Annotated in this window: 16 protein-coding genes and 1 other RNA gene; 15 read left to right on the top strand and 2 right to left on the bottom strand. The window is 36.6% G+C overall.

Going from position 1 to position 15,257, the window contains the following annotated elements:
- The first annotated feature begins 109 nt into the window (after positions 1-109).
- The 7 genes from IGK91_RS10005 (at position 110) to IGK91_RS09975 (ending at position 6,815) form a co-directional block, all read left to right on the top strand.
- Positions 110-1,789, top strand: a complete 1,680-nt coding sequence (locus IGK91_RS10005; RefSeq protein WP_010720742.1) for a ribonuclease J — start codon at positions 110-112, stop codon at positions 1,787-1,789.
- A gap of 154 nt (positions 1,790-1,943) precedes the next feature.
- Complete coding sequence (locus IGK91_RS10000; RefSeq protein ID WP_430605296.1) at positions 1,944-2,417, top strand: YbaK/EbsC family protein; 474 nt, start codon at positions 1,944-1,946, stop codon at positions 2,415-2,417.
- 153 nt (positions 2,418-2,570) lie between these two features.
- A complete protein-coding gene (locus IGK91_RS09995) occupies positions 2,571-3,251 on the top strand; it encodes a metal-dependent hydrolase (RefSeq protein WP_010720740.1) in 681 nt (226 codons plus the stop codon).
- Positions 3,252-3,260: 9 nt separating this feature from the next.
- The gene (locus IGK91_RS09990) at positions 3,261-4,592 is read left to right on the top strand and encodes a DRTGG domain-containing protein (RefSeq protein WP_081123351.1); all 1,332 of its coding nucleotides are present in this window, start codon (positions 3,261-3,263) and stop codon (positions 4,590-4,592) included.
- A 14-nt stretch (positions 4,593-4,606) separates the two neighbouring features.
- Positions 4,607-5,557: a DHH family phosphoesterase gene (locus tag IGK91_RS09985; RefSeq protein WP_081123350.1), complete on the top strand. Its 951-nt coding sequence runs from the start codon at positions 4,607-4,609 to the stop codon at positions 5,555-5,557.
- A gap of 140 nt (positions 5,558-5,697) precedes the next feature.
- A complete protein-coding gene (locus IGK91_RS09980; protein WP_010720737.1) occupies positions 5,698-6,030 on the top strand; it encodes a zinc ribbon domain-containing protein YjdM in 333 nt (110 codons plus the stop codon).
- Positions 6,031-6,107: 77 nt separating this feature from the next.
- The gene (locus tag IGK91_RS09975) at positions 6,108-6,815 is read left to right on the top strand and encodes a zinc metallopeptidase (protein WP_010720736.1); all 708 of its coding nucleotides are present in this window, start codon (positions 6,108-6,110) and stop codon (positions 6,813-6,815) included.
- A gap of 201 nt (positions 6,816-7,016) precedes the next feature.
- On the opposite strand, the gene IGK91_RS09970 is transcribed toward IGK91_RS09975, so the two are convergent.
- The gene (locus tag IGK91_RS09970) at positions 7,017-8,480 is read right to left on the bottom strand and encodes a helix-turn-helix domain-containing protein (RefSeq protein WP_010737192.1); all 1,464 of its coding nucleotides are present in this window, start codon (positions 8,478-8,480) and stop codon (positions 7,017-7,019) included.
- Between the two features lie 445 nt (positions 8,481-8,925).
- Here IGK91_RS09970 and IGK91_RS09965 point away from each other — a divergent pair, with 445 nt between their 5' ends.
- Positions 8,926-9,468 (top strand): hypothetical protein, encoded by a 543-nt coding sequence (locus IGK91_RS09965; RefSeq protein WP_010720734.1) that lies wholly within the window; start codon positions 8,926-8,928, stop codon positions 9,466-9,468.
- Between the two features lie 159 nt (positions 9,469-9,627).
- Positions 9,628-9,963, top strand: coding sequence for a hypothetical protein (locus IGK91_RS09960; RefSeq protein ID WP_010737193.1), 336 nt, complete (start codon positions 9,628-9,630; stop codon positions 9,961-9,963).
- Positions 9,964-10,069: 106 nt separating this feature from the next.
- On the opposite strand, the gene IGK91_RS09955 is transcribed toward IGK91_RS09960, so the two are convergent.
- Entirely contained in the window at positions 10,070-10,930 is an 861-nt protein-coding gene (locus IGK91_RS09955; RefSeq protein WP_010737194.1) for a helix-turn-helix domain-containing protein, read from the bottom strand.
- Positions 10,931-11,038: 108 nt separating this feature from the next.
- Between IGK91_RS09955 and tadA the strand changes: the two genes are divergently transcribed.
- The 6 genes from tadA to IGK91_RS09925 all read left to right on the top strand — a co-directional run bounded on the left by tadA (position 11,039) and on the right by IGK91_RS09925 (position 15,256).
- A complete protein-coding gene (gene tadA / locus IGK91_RS09950; RefSeq protein WP_010720731.1) occupies positions 11,039-11,530 on the top strand; it encodes a tRNA adenosine(34) deaminase TadA in 492 nt (163 codons plus the stop codon).
- A gap of 40 nt (positions 11,531-11,570) precedes the next feature.
- Positions 11,571-11,655: signal recognition particle sRNA small type (gene ffs / locus IGK91_RS09945), an RNA gene on the top strand.
- Between the two features lie 433 nt (positions 11,656-12,088).
- Positions 12,089-12,211: a hypothetical protein gene (locus IGK91_RS09940; protein WP_256734524.1), complete on the top strand. Its 123-nt coding sequence runs from the start codon at positions 12,089-12,091 to the stop codon at positions 12,209-12,211.
- A 444-nt stretch (positions 12,212-12,655) separates the two neighbouring features.
- On the top strand, positions 12,656-13,027 hold the full coding sequence (locus IGK91_RS09935; RefSeq protein ID WP_010737197.1) for a phage holin family protein: 372 nt from the start codon (positions 12,656-12,658) through the stop codon (positions 13,025-13,027).
- Positions 13,028-13,320: 293 nt separating this feature from the next.
- On the top strand, positions 13,321-14,058 hold the full coding sequence (locus IGK91_RS09930; protein WP_228022568.1) for a phage tail tip lysozyme: 738 nt from the start codon (positions 13,321-13,323) through the stop codon (positions 14,056-14,058).
- Positions 14,051-15,256 carry a hypothetical protein gene (locus IGK91_RS09925; protein ID WP_240187597.1) on the top strand — a complete coding sequence of 402 codons (1,206 nt, stop codon included), beginning with the start codon at positions 14,051-14,053 and terminating at the stop codon, positions 15,254-15,256. Before IGK91_RS09930 ends, IGK91_RS09925 begins: the two co-directional genes overlap by 8 nt.
- The last annotated feature ends 1 nt before the right edge of the window (position 15,257 follow it).

The following is a 15,257-nucleotide window of genomic DNA, read 5'->3' as shown; positions in this document are numbered from 1 at the left end:
AGAAGTCAGCTAAAATTTTGTGAGTTGCTCATTGAGATGAATCATCTATTTAGTTAAAGAAGAGAATCGATGTCTTTAAACTTGGACATCATAAGAAGAGGTGAAATTTGTGAGTACCATTAAAATTATCCCTTTAGGCGGCGTACGTGAAAATGGAAAAAATATGTACATCGCTGAAGTGGGAGAAGATATTTTTGTTTTAGACTGTGGTTTAAAATATCCTGAAAACGAATTGTTAGGTATTGATGTAGTCATTCCTGACTTTACGTATCTGGAAGAAAACATTGATCGGGTAGCGGGAGTCTTTTTGACACATGGACATGCAGATGCGATCGGAGCGTTACCTTATTTACTTTCTAAGCTCTCTGTACCAGTATTTGGAACCGAGTTAACGATCGAGCTTGCTAAATTGAGTGTGGGACGAAATGATGCAGCAAAAGGTTTCAAAGATTTCCATGTAGTCGATGAACACACGGAGATTGATTTTGGCGAGACGATCGTCAGCTTTTTCCGAACCACCCACACGATTCCAGACTCAGTCGGGATCAACTTGAAAACCAAAGAGGGCAGTATCGTTTACACAGGCGATTTTAAATTCGATCAGACAGCTATTCCAATGTATCAAACTGATTATGCTCGTTTGGCAGAAATCGGTAAAGAAGGCGTATTGGCATTACTTAGTGAATCAGCGAACGCTGAAAACTCAGTTCCTGTAGCATCAGAGCTGCAGATTGCGGATGAAGTCTTCGATACGATCAAGTATTGGGAAGGTAGAATCATCGTTGCTTGTGTGGCAAGTAATCTACAGCGGGTTCAACAAGTCTTGGATGCAGCCGAAAAGGCACAAAGAAAAGTAGTATTGACAGGGCAAGATTTTGAACGGATTATTCGAACAGCAATGCGTCTGGAAAAACTACAACTTCCGAGTGAAGATTTGCTTGTGACCTTGAAGGACATGAAGAAATACAAACCAGAAGAAATCATCATTTTAGAAACTGGACGGATGGGTGAACCAATTAAGTCATTGCAAAAAATGGCCAATAAAACCCACCGTAATATCAAAATCGAAGAAGGCGACTTAGTCTATATCACAACTACTCCAAGTATTGCGATGGAAACGATGGTAGCTAAAACAGAAGATATCATTTATCGTGCAGGTGGTACGGTCAAATTGATCTCTGAAAACATGCGAGTGTCTGGACATGCGAACCCTAACGATCTTCAGTTGATGCTTAATTTGATGAGACCAACTTATTTTATTCCTGTTCAAGGTGAATATCGTGAATTAGCTGCTCATGCTGATTTAGCTCATGCCGTCGGGATCCCTTACAAAAACATTTACATCACAGGACGTGGTGATGTGTTGGAATATAAAAATAAACGGATGAGTGTCGCTGGAACGATCAGTGCTGAAAATGTGATGATCGATGGTTTAGGAATTGGTGATATTGGTAATATTGTGTTACGTGACCGTAAAATCTTGTCAGAAGATGGTATTTTTGTAGCTGTAGTTACTATTAGTCGCCGTGAAAAGAAAATCGTCTCAAAACCACAAATCACATCTCGCGGTTTCGTTTATGTCAAAGCTAGTCGTGACTTGATGAAAGAAAGTGGGACGATGATCGAAGAAATCGTGGAAAAACACTTGGAAAGTAACGACTTTGAGTGGAGTAAATTAAAACAAGACATTCGAGATCAATTAGGACGCTACCTATTTGAACAAACAAAACGTCGTCCAGTGATTTTACCAGTGATCATGGAAGCAACACAACGTAGAGGCAAAAAATAATTGAAACAATAATGGTGTGGAAAAGGTCGTAATCTTTTAAAGAGGTGACTTTTCCATACCATTTTTTGTATCAGTTGAACCAAAGTTCTTGCTCGTTCTTTTTTTTCTATTTTTTTGTAAAATAAAAGAGAAGGAAATGGAAGGAAGATAGTAGATGAAAACAAAAGTAGAAGAATATTTAGAAAAAGAAAGAATTTCTTACGAAGCTCTGACATTTAATCAGACAGAATTGAATGATTTTCAAAAAATACTCAAGCAAAAACAGATTGATCAAAACAGTGTTTGTAAAACATTAGTTTTGAAAGGGGATAAAACAGGTGTAATCATTGCCGTTGTTCCATTGTCGGAACATTTAGATTACAAAAAAACCAGGAAAATTTCTGGTGATCACAAAGTCGGTTTTCCCGGAATGGATTTTGTGATGGCATCTACTGGTTATCCACATGGTGCAAATACACCGATCGGCATTTATCTTAAACACCCAGATTATCTTTTTTTAGTTGATGCGTCTTTCAAAGAAAATCAAGTGTTGGTCATGTCAAGTGGCGAAATTGGCAGAAGCATTAAGATCGCTAGAACAGACTTCGAAAAAATAGTTCCTTTTACGTATGCAGAGTTAGTGGAGTAGCGTACTTAGAGTGGTTTGAGCTGATTTGCCACTTGGTACAAACTGTATTATCTGTTACAATGATTACGTATGTACTGTACTATTATTTAGGATTATTCTCTAAATGAAATCGGTTTATTTAATGTATGAAAGAAAGTAAAAGGAGTGAGAAAAGTGAAAATTACTTATCACGGACATTCATGTGTGTCGATCGAAATGAAAAATGGTGAACGCTTGATTATCGACCCGTTTATTACAGGCAATCCGTTAACAGATTTAACAGTGGATAAGGTAGAAGTAGACTGGGTTTTAGTTACTCATGGGCACAACGATCATGTAGGAGACATGGTGCCGATTGCTAAACAAAATGATGCAACGATTATCAGCATTGTTGAGATTACCAATTATGCGGAACAGTTAGGTGCCAAAGGACATGGGATGAATATTGGTGGAAAATATGAATTTCCATTTGGGATCGTAAAATTTGTTCCTGCTCAGCACAGCTCAAGTTATGAGGTAGCTGGCACACCGCTTTATATGGGCGAACCTAGTGGGATTGTGATCCAAGCGGAAGGAAAAACGATCTATCACGCAGGAGATACCGCTGATTTTAGTGATTTGGCTTTACTTGCCGAACAATTTACCATTGACGTTGCCTTTTTACCAATTGGTGATAATTTTACAATGGGACCAGAAGATGCAGCGAGAGCAGCAAAACGGATTGGCGCTAAGCTAGTCGTTCCTATCCATTACAATACATTTCCTGTTATCCAACAAGATCCTCAACTATTTATTGAGAAGTTGGCAGGGAACGAAGGAAAAATAATGAGCGTTTCTGAAACGCTAGAAGTGTAGGTTAAAGATATGGCGACGAAACATGACTTGATTTTAGAATATATCGAAAGCTTACCGGTTGGAAATCGTATTTCAGTCAGAAGTATAGCAAAAGAATTAAACGTAAGTGAAGGAACGGCCTATCGTGCCATCAAGGATGCTGAAAATATCGGATTAGTTTCAACGATCCAACGTGTCGGAACAATCCGGATTGAGCGGAAATTGAAAAAACATATTGAACGACTGACGTTTGGGGAAGTCGTCAGGATCATTGAAGGAGATGTATTGGGAGGTGCAACAGGATTAGACAAAGTATTGAATAAATTTGTGATCGGTGCGATGACGAAACATGCGATGGAACGCTATATCACACCAGGATCACTGATGATCGTCGGTAACCGCTCGGAAGTTCAAAAATTAGCTTTAGAAGATGGAGCCGCCGTGCTGATTACTGGTGGATTTGACACTACCCCCGAGATTGCTCGCTTAGCAGACGAATTAGCGATGCCGATTCTTCGTACGACTTATGATACCTTTACCGTAGCAACGATGATCAACCGTGCTTTGAGTGATCAATTGATTAAAAAAGACATTATGCTTGTCAGTGATATCTATATGTCAGCAGAAAAGACACACTACCTGCTACAAACAGATACGATCGCCGATTATCAAAAACTATCAGAGGAAACGCACCATTCACGATTTCCAGTAGTGAACCGTCACATGCGCTTGATGGGAATTATTACTGCTAAAGATGTACTTGGTAAAGCAGATACACAAGTAATTGAGCGGGTCATGACAAAAGACCCGATCAGTGTGAAAAAAAACATGAGTGTTGCTTCTGTCAGCCATCAAATGATCTGGGATGGTTTAGAAGTCATGCCAGTCGTTTCGGATGATTTGACACTTGAAGGGCTGATTACTCGGCAAGATGTGATGAAAGCCATGCAGTTAGTTCAGCGACAACCGCAAATTGCAGATACGATCTCTGACCAAATCTCAGGAGGAATCCAAACGATCGATCGAGACCGAGACGGGAATCTTTTGGCAAATCCAAAGTTTAAATTTATGGTTACCCCTCAAATGGTCAATGGGGTCGGTACGATTTCATTTGGTGTATTAAGTGAGATCCTTTCTGATGTTGCACAAAAAACCATGGTATTAAATCAACGCAGAAATATCATGATCGAACAGATGAGTCTCCATTATCTACGTTTAATCCAACTTGAAAGCGAATTGGATATTCGTCCAAGAGTGCTTGAAATTGGTCGGAGATCAGCCAAACTAGACATTGAAGTATATATCGAAAATACGATCGTTTCCAAGGCAATCGTTGTTTGCCAAGTAATGGAACGTTCATAGAAAGCAGGGAAATAATGACTGTCCAATCTGAAATTTTAGCAGAAATAAAAACATATGATCGAATCATCATCCATCGACATCAACGTCCTGACCCAGATGCTTTAGGTTCTCAAGTAGGTTTAGCAGAGATTTTAAGAGCAACGTTTCCTCAAAAAGAAATTTACCAAGTCGGGGAAACTGTGGAGGGCTTGCGCTTTTTAGCAGAAATGCAAATAGTTGATGATCAAGTGTATGAAGAAGCTTTGGTCATCGTCACTGATACAGCAAATGCACCTAGAATCAGTGATGATCGTTTTAAGTTAGGTGAGAAATTAATAAAAATTGATCATCATCCAAATGATGAACCGTATGGTGATCTGGTCTGGGTCGATACGAAAGCCAGCAGTTGTAGTGAGATGATTACGGAGTTTGCCCTCATGTTTCCAAATGAGTTAACGTTGAATACTAGTGCAGCGCGTTTGCTTTATGCTGGGATTGTAGGAGATACAGGACGCTTCCTATATCCAGCTACAACCGCCAGGACGTTGGAAATTGCAGCAGATTTAAGACGTTATCCTTTTGATGCCAGTGCATTGAATCGTGAAATTGAACAAATGCCGATGAAAGTTGCTAAACTTTCAGGTTATTTATACCAAAATATCCAGGTTGATGAAAATGGCGCAGGAAAAGTGATTTTATCACAAGAACTCCTTTCGCAATACGGAATTGATGATTCTGAAACAGCAGCTGTTGTTTCCTTGCCTGGTGTCATTGATGAGGTATTAGCTTGGGGAATCTTTGTGCAACAACCTGAAGGATATTACCGTGTACGGTTACGTTCGAAAGGCCCGATCATTAATGAATTAGCGAAAAAGCATCATGGTGGTGGCCACCCGCTCGCAAGTGGCGCAAGTGCGAAAGATTTAGCGGAAGTGGCAGAAATTTATGACGAAATCAAAGAGATTTGTCATGCGTATCAAAGATAGTAACTATTTTAGAAGAGAGAGTTGTTCGTTGTAAAAAGGATTTTTACTAAACTTTGTTTTAAAAATCACAAGTCTCTCTTTTCAAAAGACACGTTATCCGTTACAATAATGCTCAACGCTATTTTTAAAGGAGAAAGAAGATGACATTACCAAACTGCCCACAATGTGGCTCTGAATACACTTACGAAGATCGAGGATTATTTATTTGTCCTGAATGTGCAAATGAATGGACAAATGAAGAACAGGACCAAGTAGATGGCTTGATCGTTCTTGATGCTAATGGTAATCCTTTGGCAGAAGGCGATAGTGTGACAGTGATCAAAGATTTAAAAGTGAAAGGTGCATCTGGTGCCATCAAACAAGGAACAAAAGTGAAAAATATTCGTCTAGTGGAAGGCGACCATAACATTGATTGTAAAGTCGATGGATTTGGACCGATGAAATTAAAATCAGAATTTGTTAAAAAACTCTAATACACTCAAGGTATTTTCACCTTCTTTTTAGATCACTCATGGTAAAATAAGTTAAAATAAAAAGGAGTGGATTTATCATGTATGGATATGGCATGTATGGCTTTTTTGATCCTACATTTTTGTTAGTGATCATCGGATTAGTTATTTCCGGTATTGCCTCAGCTTATGTGAACAGTACTTTTCGTAAATATGACAAAATCAGAAGTAAGAATAACGTGACGGGTACTCAAGCAGCGCAATACATTTTACAAAGTCAACAAATTAATGATGTCGGTGTCCAACAAATTGCAGGAGATTTGACCGATAATTATAATTCAGGAAATAAAATGTTGAGCTTATCACAAGCAACGGCACAGTCTACTTCGGTAGCTGCAATTGGTGTTGCTGCCCATGAATGTGGGCATGCGGTACAAGATGCTGTTGGTTATGCGCCACTAAAGATTCGTGCCGCACTGGTTCCAGTGGCTAATTTTGGTTCGATGATTTCATTTCCATTGATTTTGATTGGTGTTTTACTGAGCTGGAATGATACATTGATCAACATCGGTATTTTTGCTTTTTCACTTGCGCTTTTGTTTCAGCTAGTTACATTACCAGTCGAATTTAATGCATCCAGACGAGCCATTCAAATTCTAAGCGAAGGTGGTCTTCTGACAGCAGAAGAAGTACCAATGGCTAGACACGTACTCTTTGCCGCAGCATTGACATACGTAGCTGCAGCACTTGCCACTTTCTTACAATTGCTTCGTTTGATCTTATTATTCGGTGGTAATCGTAGAGACTAGTACATGGGACATTATTAAGGTCCTTACTAGCAATGAAAAATCGTAAGTAATCATCGTTAAACCGCTTTGACCTGGTTCAAACGCAAAGAGTTGAATAAGATAGGGCTATCTATCAAGATAATAGTTAAGTATAGGACAACAGGTTGTCCTATACTTTTTTGGCTTGTTTCAGCTATTTTCCAGCTTAAGGAAACAAAAGGATTATTTTTGGTGGAGTCTTTGTATCAGATGGAATAAATGGAGCCAAAGTTCATCTTCACGTTCAGGGTCAAGATAAAAGATATCTGCCGTTTGTTGTTGGGTATCGAACCAATCAGTGACGATTAAATCGGCTTCTTCAGGGTTTTCGGTGATTTGTAAAAACTGATGATTAAAAATATTTTTTAATAATTTTTCGATGTGGTAGTTTCCCGAAAAGACCTTGCTTATTTGTAGATGTATCGCTAATTTTTTATTTTCTTCCGATTTTAAAAGTGTATAGATCAGGCGACTAAGATGTTCGTGCAGTAAATTTTGGCTTGGTTGAGAAGTAAACGTGTCAGCGATGATCATTTGTATTTTTTTTAATCGTTGATCCGAGGCATCGATTTTCATATTTTCAGAAGGATAATAAAGTGCATGGAAGTAATCGATTTTTTCTTGGAATAAAAAAATAAACGTCGTCAGCATCATAATCAAATAATGGTAATAATATTTCTTTTCACCAGCAGATATCGAAGGGAATGACTCAGCTATTTTTTTGATCAGAAAAGAAACTTGTCGACAAAGCGAATGATTACTTTTAGAAAACTCATAGCCAAAGAGTGTTTTTTGTTGTTCGGGAATGAGGTTAGGAAAAAAATAGCAAAGTAAAAAATTAAAGTATAGTACTTCATTTTGGACAAGACTTTCAGGCAAGGATTGGGACAATTGTTTTTTCAATTCGCCGCTAAAATCTTTTGTAGAAGTTAAAATTTTCATTGTTTCATAGCTTTCTAAGAGGCTAGCATCTGGTAATTGATGATGAGCAGATCGCATTAAAAAGATTGCCACTAATAAGTAAACTTTTTCTTGTATCTTTGATGTTTTCTTGGTCATCAAAAGCTCATTGGATAAATGAGTATGCTTTACTTGGGAAAGTTTCATATTTGTCAAAGGCCAATCAATCCCCTGAAAAGCATCAGAAAAAAAGAAATACATATAAATTCTAATCGATAATTCATCGCCTTTCAAAATGTAACAATTTTGGCGAGAGATGATTTGCAGATGGAACTTTTTAAGTGATTTGTTTAATTGATTAGTTAGTTTTTCTAAATAAGAAGGAGATATGTACAACTTTTCCAGTAATATTTTTTTTGAAACACGGCTGTGTGGCGAATCAAAAAGTAACAATAAAAAATTAAAACGATTTGATTCGCGTAGGAAAAACAATTTTATATAATGAAAGATCGCCATTTTTTCATCTTTATGTTGTGAATCTAATTTCAATTCGCCTTTGGCAGTTGAGTAAATGAATCTAGGGATACTTAGTTGTTGAAAAATAGTCCCGTTTAATTTGCGGATGATTTCTTTGATCGTTCTCTTAGGGATTGATAGAACCTGAGATAATTCACGTAAGGAACATTTATTGGTTTGAACAATGGTATAGAATACTAACAATTCTTTCTTTTTTGCGTCCGTTAACATAAGTTGCTCCTTTTCCTTTTATTTTTTGTCCATGGGAGGACATAAACTGTGAGTGGAAAGAGTTTTTAATGTATGTTATTCTCACATAGTAGTAGTTGTTGTATGTACATGTTGTTATTTAAATGGTATATAACAATCGTTTATTCTATTGTTGTTTTTTTCGCTCATTTTGTCAAGTTATAACAGATTAAATAATCAATTTATATAACAAAAACATTGTTATTTAGCTGATTTTGTTATGTTGGGTTTTGAGTACTGAAGAAAGTTATTAATAAAATAAGCTTCTTGTTGAAATTGTACCTAAATATATTTTTTTGATGTTATGTTGTTATTTTTAATGGGGGATTAGTACTGTTCTCTAAATAATAATGCCTTTAATTTAGAGATGACTAAAAATAATGTCTTTTTAAAAAAAAATGATCAAAAGTGAGAAAGGAAGAATTGTATGAGTAGAGTAACAAATTTTAGCAAAGAGTATTTACTCTTTAAAAGTATGGTATATGCTGAAGAAAATGGCTTATCAAAGATAACAGCTAGGAGTTTAGCTTCTTTTTGTGGCTGTTCCACTTATCCGATTTATGCCCACTTTAAATCAATACGTATATTAAAAGAAAAAATACTTGAAGAAATAACGATCTGTTTTGATCGCTATTTATCAGAATATGTCATTGATGATTTCTTCAGTATCGTCCATCTACTAAAAGAGTTCTTTTCAATCCATGAAAGCATTCGTGGAGTAGTGATTAAGTCTGAGTTAGATATGGCTTCCTTATTTAAACGTGCGTTTTCAGAATATGTCAAAGAACATACTGGGATCAAAGAGCCTTACTTATTAGAATTACTTTGGCTCAATGCATTAGGCAGTTTGAACTCAGATCGATCTTCTCATGAATTTTTTGAAACAATGACATTGATTTGGAATAAATTGGCTGAGTTGGAAGAGAACTTGCCTGAAGTATTAACAAATATTGAATATTCCCCTAAGTAAATGGATGAAACGATGCTGAAGCGTCCTTTCATATAGATGATCAGAAAAATTGGTGGTAGCGTTTTATCTTTCGGCGATTTTGAAAGTGAAAAAGGGTAAATAGTTCGTTTATCTTTTTATCTATGCTATGATTAATATAGATAAAAGGAGCTGATAATGATGAAAACATCAACAAAAGTAACAATTGGATTAGGTGTCGCAGCAGCAGCAAGCGTAGCGACAGCAGTAGTTGTTTCGGGAAAAGTCATTGAAAAAATCCATCATTTGACGAACCGGGCAAAAGTAAAAAAGTTCGTTAATGAGACATTTGATGGAAACGAAAAACTACTAGATATCGTTGAACATTTATCGGATAGTGATTTAGATTCTTTGATGGGAATCCTGGCGAAGATCAAGTCAGGCAAAAAGAAAATTTCTGTCTACGGAGATTCTCTAAAAGGATCAACGGAAGATGTGAAAGACCGTTTACTCCATTACGTTGATAAAATCATGTGATGCAACAAAAAAAGTAAAGTTAAAAGTACAAAAAGAGCGAAAGTATTAGAAAATGGGACAAACATTATTGGTTTGTCTCATGAACGAATACTTTCGCTTTTTGTGTTCAATGTGTTTGTTCTTGCAGTAAGAGCAAATGACAAAACAGTAAATCATTTGCTTCTTTTAAGTTGAACCCAGTTTGTTCTTGGAATTTTTCGATTTTGTATTTCAATGTATTTCGATGAAGAAAGAGTGATTTAGCTGTCGAACTAATATTACCTAAATTTTTCCATAACACTGAAATGATCTCTTCCATTTCTGTCCGTTTGACCATCTCCTGATAACTTGCAATTAACTGATTGTTGTTCATTGTTCCTTTTGTATAATGATGTAAAGCCACCTCCGATAATGAGATTGCGCCACCATGTAAAGCAAAGTGCTTTTTTTCTTCAAAAAATATTTTCCGCTCTTCAAAAAACAGTTCTGAAAAATTGGGAGAAGGCAAATGAAATGAGCCAATAAATACTTGGGTAGTAATTTCAAAGTCTGCATCTAATGAAAGAAAAATACCTCTTAGCTCAGAAATTTCTAGATAACTAGGATATTTTTTTTCAATCAGTACAGCATCGGTTTCTGTATAAAAGAAAAAATCTTCTAAGTGGAAAAACATTTCACCGATTGTTTCTTGCCATTGGCGCTTAAGAAATTCTCCTCTTGGATCAATGTGAAATTGAATCATGCGAAAGCTTTCTTCTGCTACTAGCGGTTTATTTTCAAATAGATAATGATACCACGGATGATTATCTTCGACAGTAGCTACAGGGAATAACGCTTTCAAAATATTTGTTTCTTGTGTCGAAATCGTCGATTGATCGATCCATAAAAAATAATCATCAATTGCTAAAGAGAGAATTCCTTTATCGGAAGCAGGAGAATTTTTTTTCTGTGCATTAGGATAAAGTGTTATCAGTTTTGTCAAGTCCATCAAAGTCACCTCAAGTTTTATTTTACCATAAGACAAAAAGCTAGTTACAACCTTTTTGTCTTATGCTAAAGTTAAGCAAGAAAATGAAAAGTAGGGGATCGATTGGAAATGAAGGAAATCGATAATGAAAAACATGAAAAATGGATGCGGTTAGCCATTGAAGAAGCTCAGAAAGCCCAACAATTAGCGGAAGTACCAATTGGAGCGATTGTTGTTTTAAATGATGAAATCATTGGAAGAGGCTACAATTTAAGAGAAACCACGCAAGATGCAACCACGCATGCGGAAATGATTGCGATCCGTGAAGCTTGTCAAAATGTTGGAAGTTGGCGTTTAGAAGAAGCCCAATTATATGTGACACTCGAGCCTTGTCCTATGTGTAGCGGTGCGATGATTTTATCTCGAGTCAAAGAAGTATACTTCGGTGCGTATGATCCAAAGGGCGGAACAGCGGGAACATTAATGAACTTGTTGACAGATGAACGCTTTAACCACCAAGCCCATGTAGTAGGAGGCGTTTTGGAAACGGAATGTGGCCAACTTTTAACGGATTTTTTTAGAGAGTTGCGCTTAAGAAAAAAGAAATTAAAAAAAGGCTAGCCAAATAAAAAAAAATCAGGTATACTATTATTTGCCGAAAGGCTAGGACAATGGCGGGCTTGTGAAGCGTGTCAGATCTGGAAGGAAGCAGCACTAAGCAGGATCCGCCATGTGTCTGATTAAAACGAATCTTAAAAGCGTGATAGGTAGTACTTTACTACTTGTTACGTTTTTTTTTTGTATAATGAACCAGTGTCTCTTTAGTTTTTTAGGTACTTTATTTGTATTTTATAGAGAAGTAAATAGATAGAGTATAATTGTTATTGGTAAAAAGACAGCATTCCATACCAATGACCTAAAAATAAATAATCGAAAGAGGTACATATTGATGGGAACGGAACACAAGCAAATGATATAAACGACGGTATACAGATGGCTAGTGACTATCTTGGGCTACAATTGTCTTATTATATTGAGGAAGAAAATAAATTGCCGTCTAGCTCAAGTATAAATAATATTAATGTAGAAAACTCTTTTCCTTTTGAGTAGACAAATACATACAATAAAGAGTATTTATTTGTCACGCTTGTTTCAGTTAATATAAAAGAGTATCTGGACATGGAAAAGAGAGAACGTAAAAATGTGTCTATTCCTAAATGGGCAGATAAATTAGGCAAAGAATTGAAGATCAATTTTTCTGAAACATTGACACATGCGATTTTAAGAAAGCAGAAGAAGTAAAAAATAATTAAAATAAATGACAAGAAAAAAGCCTAGAATAAAATTTAACTTTAAGCTGAAATATGGATTTTACAAATATTCACAACGAATATTTTGTGAAATTCTTTTTTTGAATATGCAGAGAACTTGATAAAATGACAGCTCTAAATTTAATAGTGAACGAATAAGTTGACTTAAGAACAGTGAAAAGTTGAAAGAATCATTTGAGTGATTTTGCTCAAATGATTCTTTTTTTTGTCACAAATTTTATTATTTTCCAACATATCTAAATGGAAACAAAAATCTTTAGCAAAGTAGTGAAAGGAAGGTCTGACAATGTAAAAAGAAGAATAGTGTATCAAACAAATGATGAAAGCTAAAAGCAAGGGACTCAAAACTGCAAACTAATGTCTGTTATTGAGGGCATTTCTTTCGCAGTCATTACGTTTAAAAGGAGGTGTTAGTATGACGGCATTAACGAAAGTCTTTGCTAATGATCAAGCATTAATTCACAGTTTTTTTCTAGTGGTTCTATTAGATCTCATAACAGGTTGGCTTAAAGCAAAAGTCAATCATGTTTGGTATTCAACGCTAAGTTGGCGAGGACTTTGGAAAAAACTCAGTCATTTTGTGTTATTGATCCTGACGGGAGTCGTTGATTTTGTGTTGATCCAAAACGGCGTTCATTTTGAATTTACGTTAGTAAAGGTTTTTACGACTTGCCTGATTTTCACTGAGATTGGGAGCATTTTGACCAATATTGCTGAGTCAGAAGTAACGACTTATTTTGAGGGGATTTTAAAATCAATTCAAGACAAAATGAAACCAAAACAATAACGAAACAGAGAACGATTAGGAAGGATCAAAGTGAATTTACTGAGATACTACGTGATAATGACTTTTTTATTTACTAACAAAGCAACCTAGGCACAGCTTTTTAGAAAAAAGTGAAAGATTTTATTTTTTCTGTCACAAATCACTAAAATAGCTCACATATCTATGTGATTCGAATCAAATGATCAAAATAATTTTTTAGGAGGATGAAAGATAACAGTAAGTAATAAGCTGTGTACATTTAAAGGCGCAACTAATATGAAAAAATGATTGAAAGTAAGGAGCGAACAATTATTATGGGACAATTTGAAACAGCAAAAACAATTTGGGATTACTTGGTCAGTCAAGGTTGGTCAAAAACCGCAGTTGCTGGATTATTAGGGAACATGCAATCAGAAAGTGGCATTATTGCCGACCGATGGGAGAGCGACATTGTCGGAAATATGTCTGGTGGATACGGACTAGTGCAATGGACACCAGCATCTAAATATATCAATTGGGCAAATGCGAATGGATTAAATTACAAAGACGTCATTTCTCAATGCAAACGTATTGAGTGGGAGGTAGCAAACAATCAACAATTTTATAATATATCTATGACGTTTCAACAATTTAAGACAAGTAACAAATCTCCAGAAGAACTGGCGAATATTTTCATTCAATATTATGAAAGACCGGCAAATGCAAACCAACCAGCAAGAGCGCAACAAGCTAGATACTGGTACCAACAATTAAACCGAACAAAAGTCGTGGATTGGTTCAATAAACATCGTGGACAGATAACCTATTCCATGACTGGCTCAAGAAACGGTACAGATGGAACGGCAGATTGTTCTGGAAGTATTACTCAAGCAGTCAAAGACAGCTCTGGAATTCCTTATAGCTATTTATATAATACGGTTACCCTTGGTGGTTATCTCCAGAGATGTGGTTATGTATTAGTTTTAGTCGGAAATTCAAACGCTTCCAATCTCTCTCAGCTGAAAGATGAGGATATTGTTTTACTTTCTGGTGGGTGGGTCCTCGATGGCTGATTCAGGTGGTGCGATTGGACATACAGGTGTGATTACTGGTGGTGGTAAAAACATCACTTCAACTTGTTACTATACGCAAGGAGAAAAAAATACTGCGATTCAAGAATTACGTTTTGATAAAAATTATATCGTTGCAAATGGGTTTCATTATTATGAAGTTTGGCGTTTTTCTGGCGGTTTTAATCAATCAAGTTCAACAGGAATGACTAATGACCCAACGCCACCTTCATTTTCGACAAATGTTCATTATAGTTTACGAGTGTTGGGGGGAGCTTGGTTAGGAGAAATCACTAACTTTAACAATTCAGATTCTAATGGTTTTTCAGGATTACCGAATCATCAACACGATATGCTATATATCAAGGTTGATAAAGGAACATTACGTTATCGAGTACACACGATGACAAGCGGTTGGTTAGATTGGGTTAGTAAAGGTGATCCAAATGACATGGTCAATGGATGTGCAGGGAATCCTGGAGAAGCGATTGATGGTGTACAAATTTATTACACAACACCTGCTGGAGAAACTTATTCACAAGCATATTACCGTTCACAAACGACCGCTCGTGCTGACTGGTTACAAACTTGTTGCGATGATGGAACATCGATCGTCGGTTATGATGGTTGGGCGGGGATGTTTGGCGAACCGCTAGACCGTCTGCAAATCGTGATTGCGAAATCCAATCCTTTATTTACTTATTCACCAGGGGTAAATAATGGGGGAAGTTTTTCTACCAATGTTCACTATGGGTTACGTGTGTTGGGCGGAAGTTGGTTAGGAGAAATTACCAATTTCAATGATGTCGATTCCAACGGTTTTTCAGGATTGCCAAATAATCAACATGACATGCTTTATATCAAAGTAGATGCGGGAACGATTCGTTATCGAGTCCATACGGTAAAAAGTGGTTGGTTAGATTGGGTCAGCAAAGGTGATCCAAATGATATGGTCAATGGATGTGCAGGAAATCCTGGTGAAGCCATCGATGGTGTGCAACTTTACTATACAACACCTACAGGTAAGACATTATCGCAAGCCTACTACCGTTCACAAACGACCGCCCGAGCTGGTTGGCTAGGAGTATGTTGTGATGATGGCACCTCTATTGCTGGCTACGATGGCTGGGCAGGGATGTTTGGCGAACCATTGGATCGTCTACAAATCGGGATAGCTGCATCTAATCAATTTTTTGATTAAA

It is taken from the genome of Enterococcus sp. DIV1208, assembly GCF_050530455.1.
GTDB lineage: Bacteria > Bacillota > Bacilli > Lactobacillales > Enterococcaceae > Enterococcus_B > Enterococcus_B hirae.
This window is presented reverse-complemented; position numbering and strand designations above follow the sequence as displayed.

Bases quoted from the DNA above. Each gene is read 5' to 3' on its own strand.
- IGK91_RS10000 (WP_430605296.1), top strand. From the start codon at position 1,944: ATGAAAACAAAAGTAGAAGAATATTTAGAAAAAGAAAGAATTTCTTAC.
- IGK91_RS09990 (WP_081123351.1), top strand. From the start codon at position 3,261: ATGGCGACGAAACATGACTTGATTTTAGAATATATCGAAAGCTTACCG.
- IGK91_RS09985 (WP_081123350.1), top strand. From the start codon at position 4,607: ATGACTGTCCAATCTGAAATTTTAGCAGAAATAAAAACATATGATCGA.
- IGK91_RS09980 (WP_010720737.1), top strand. From the start codon at position 5,698: ATGACATTACCAAACTGCCCACAATGTGGCTCTGAATACACTTACGAA.
- IGK91_RS09975 (WP_010720736.1), top strand. From the start codon at position 6,108: ATGTATGGATATGGCATGTATGGCTTTTTTGATCCTACATTTTTGTTA.
- IGK91_RS09970 (WP_010737192.1), bottom strand. From the start codon at position 8,480: ATGTTAACGGACGCAAAAAAGAAAGAATTGTTAGTATTCTATACCATT.
- IGK91_RS09965 (WP_010720734.1), top strand. From the start codon at position 8,926: ATGAGTAGAGTAACAAATTTTAGCAAAGAGTATTTACTCTTTAAAAGT.
- IGK91_RS09960 (WP_010737193.1), top strand. From the start codon at position 9,628: ATGAAAACATCAACAAAAGTAACAATTGGATTAGGTGTCGCAGCAGCA.
- IGK91_RS09955 (WP_010737194.1), bottom strand. From the start codon at position 10,930: ATGGACTTGACAAAACTGATAACACTTTATCCTAATGCACAGAAAAAA.
- tadA (WP_010720731.1), top strand. From the start codon at position 11,039: ATGAAGGAAATCGATAATGAAAAACATGAAAAATGGATGCGGTTAGCC.
- IGK91_RS09940 (WP_256734524.1), top strand. From the start codon at position 12,089: ATGGAAAAGAGAGAACGTAAAAATGTGTCTATTCCTAAATGGGCAGAT.
- IGK91_RS09935 (WP_010737197.1), top strand. From the start codon at position 12,656: ATGACGGCATTAACGAAAGTCTTTGCTAATGATCAAGCATTAATTCAC.
- IGK91_RS09930 (WP_228022568.1), top strand. From the start codon at position 13,321: ATGGGACAATTTGAAACAGCAAAAACAATTTGGGATTACTTGGTCAGT.
- IGK91_RS09925 (WP_240187597.1), top strand. From the start codon at position 14,051: ATGGCTGATTCAGGTGGTGCGATTGGACATACAGGTGTGATTACTGGT.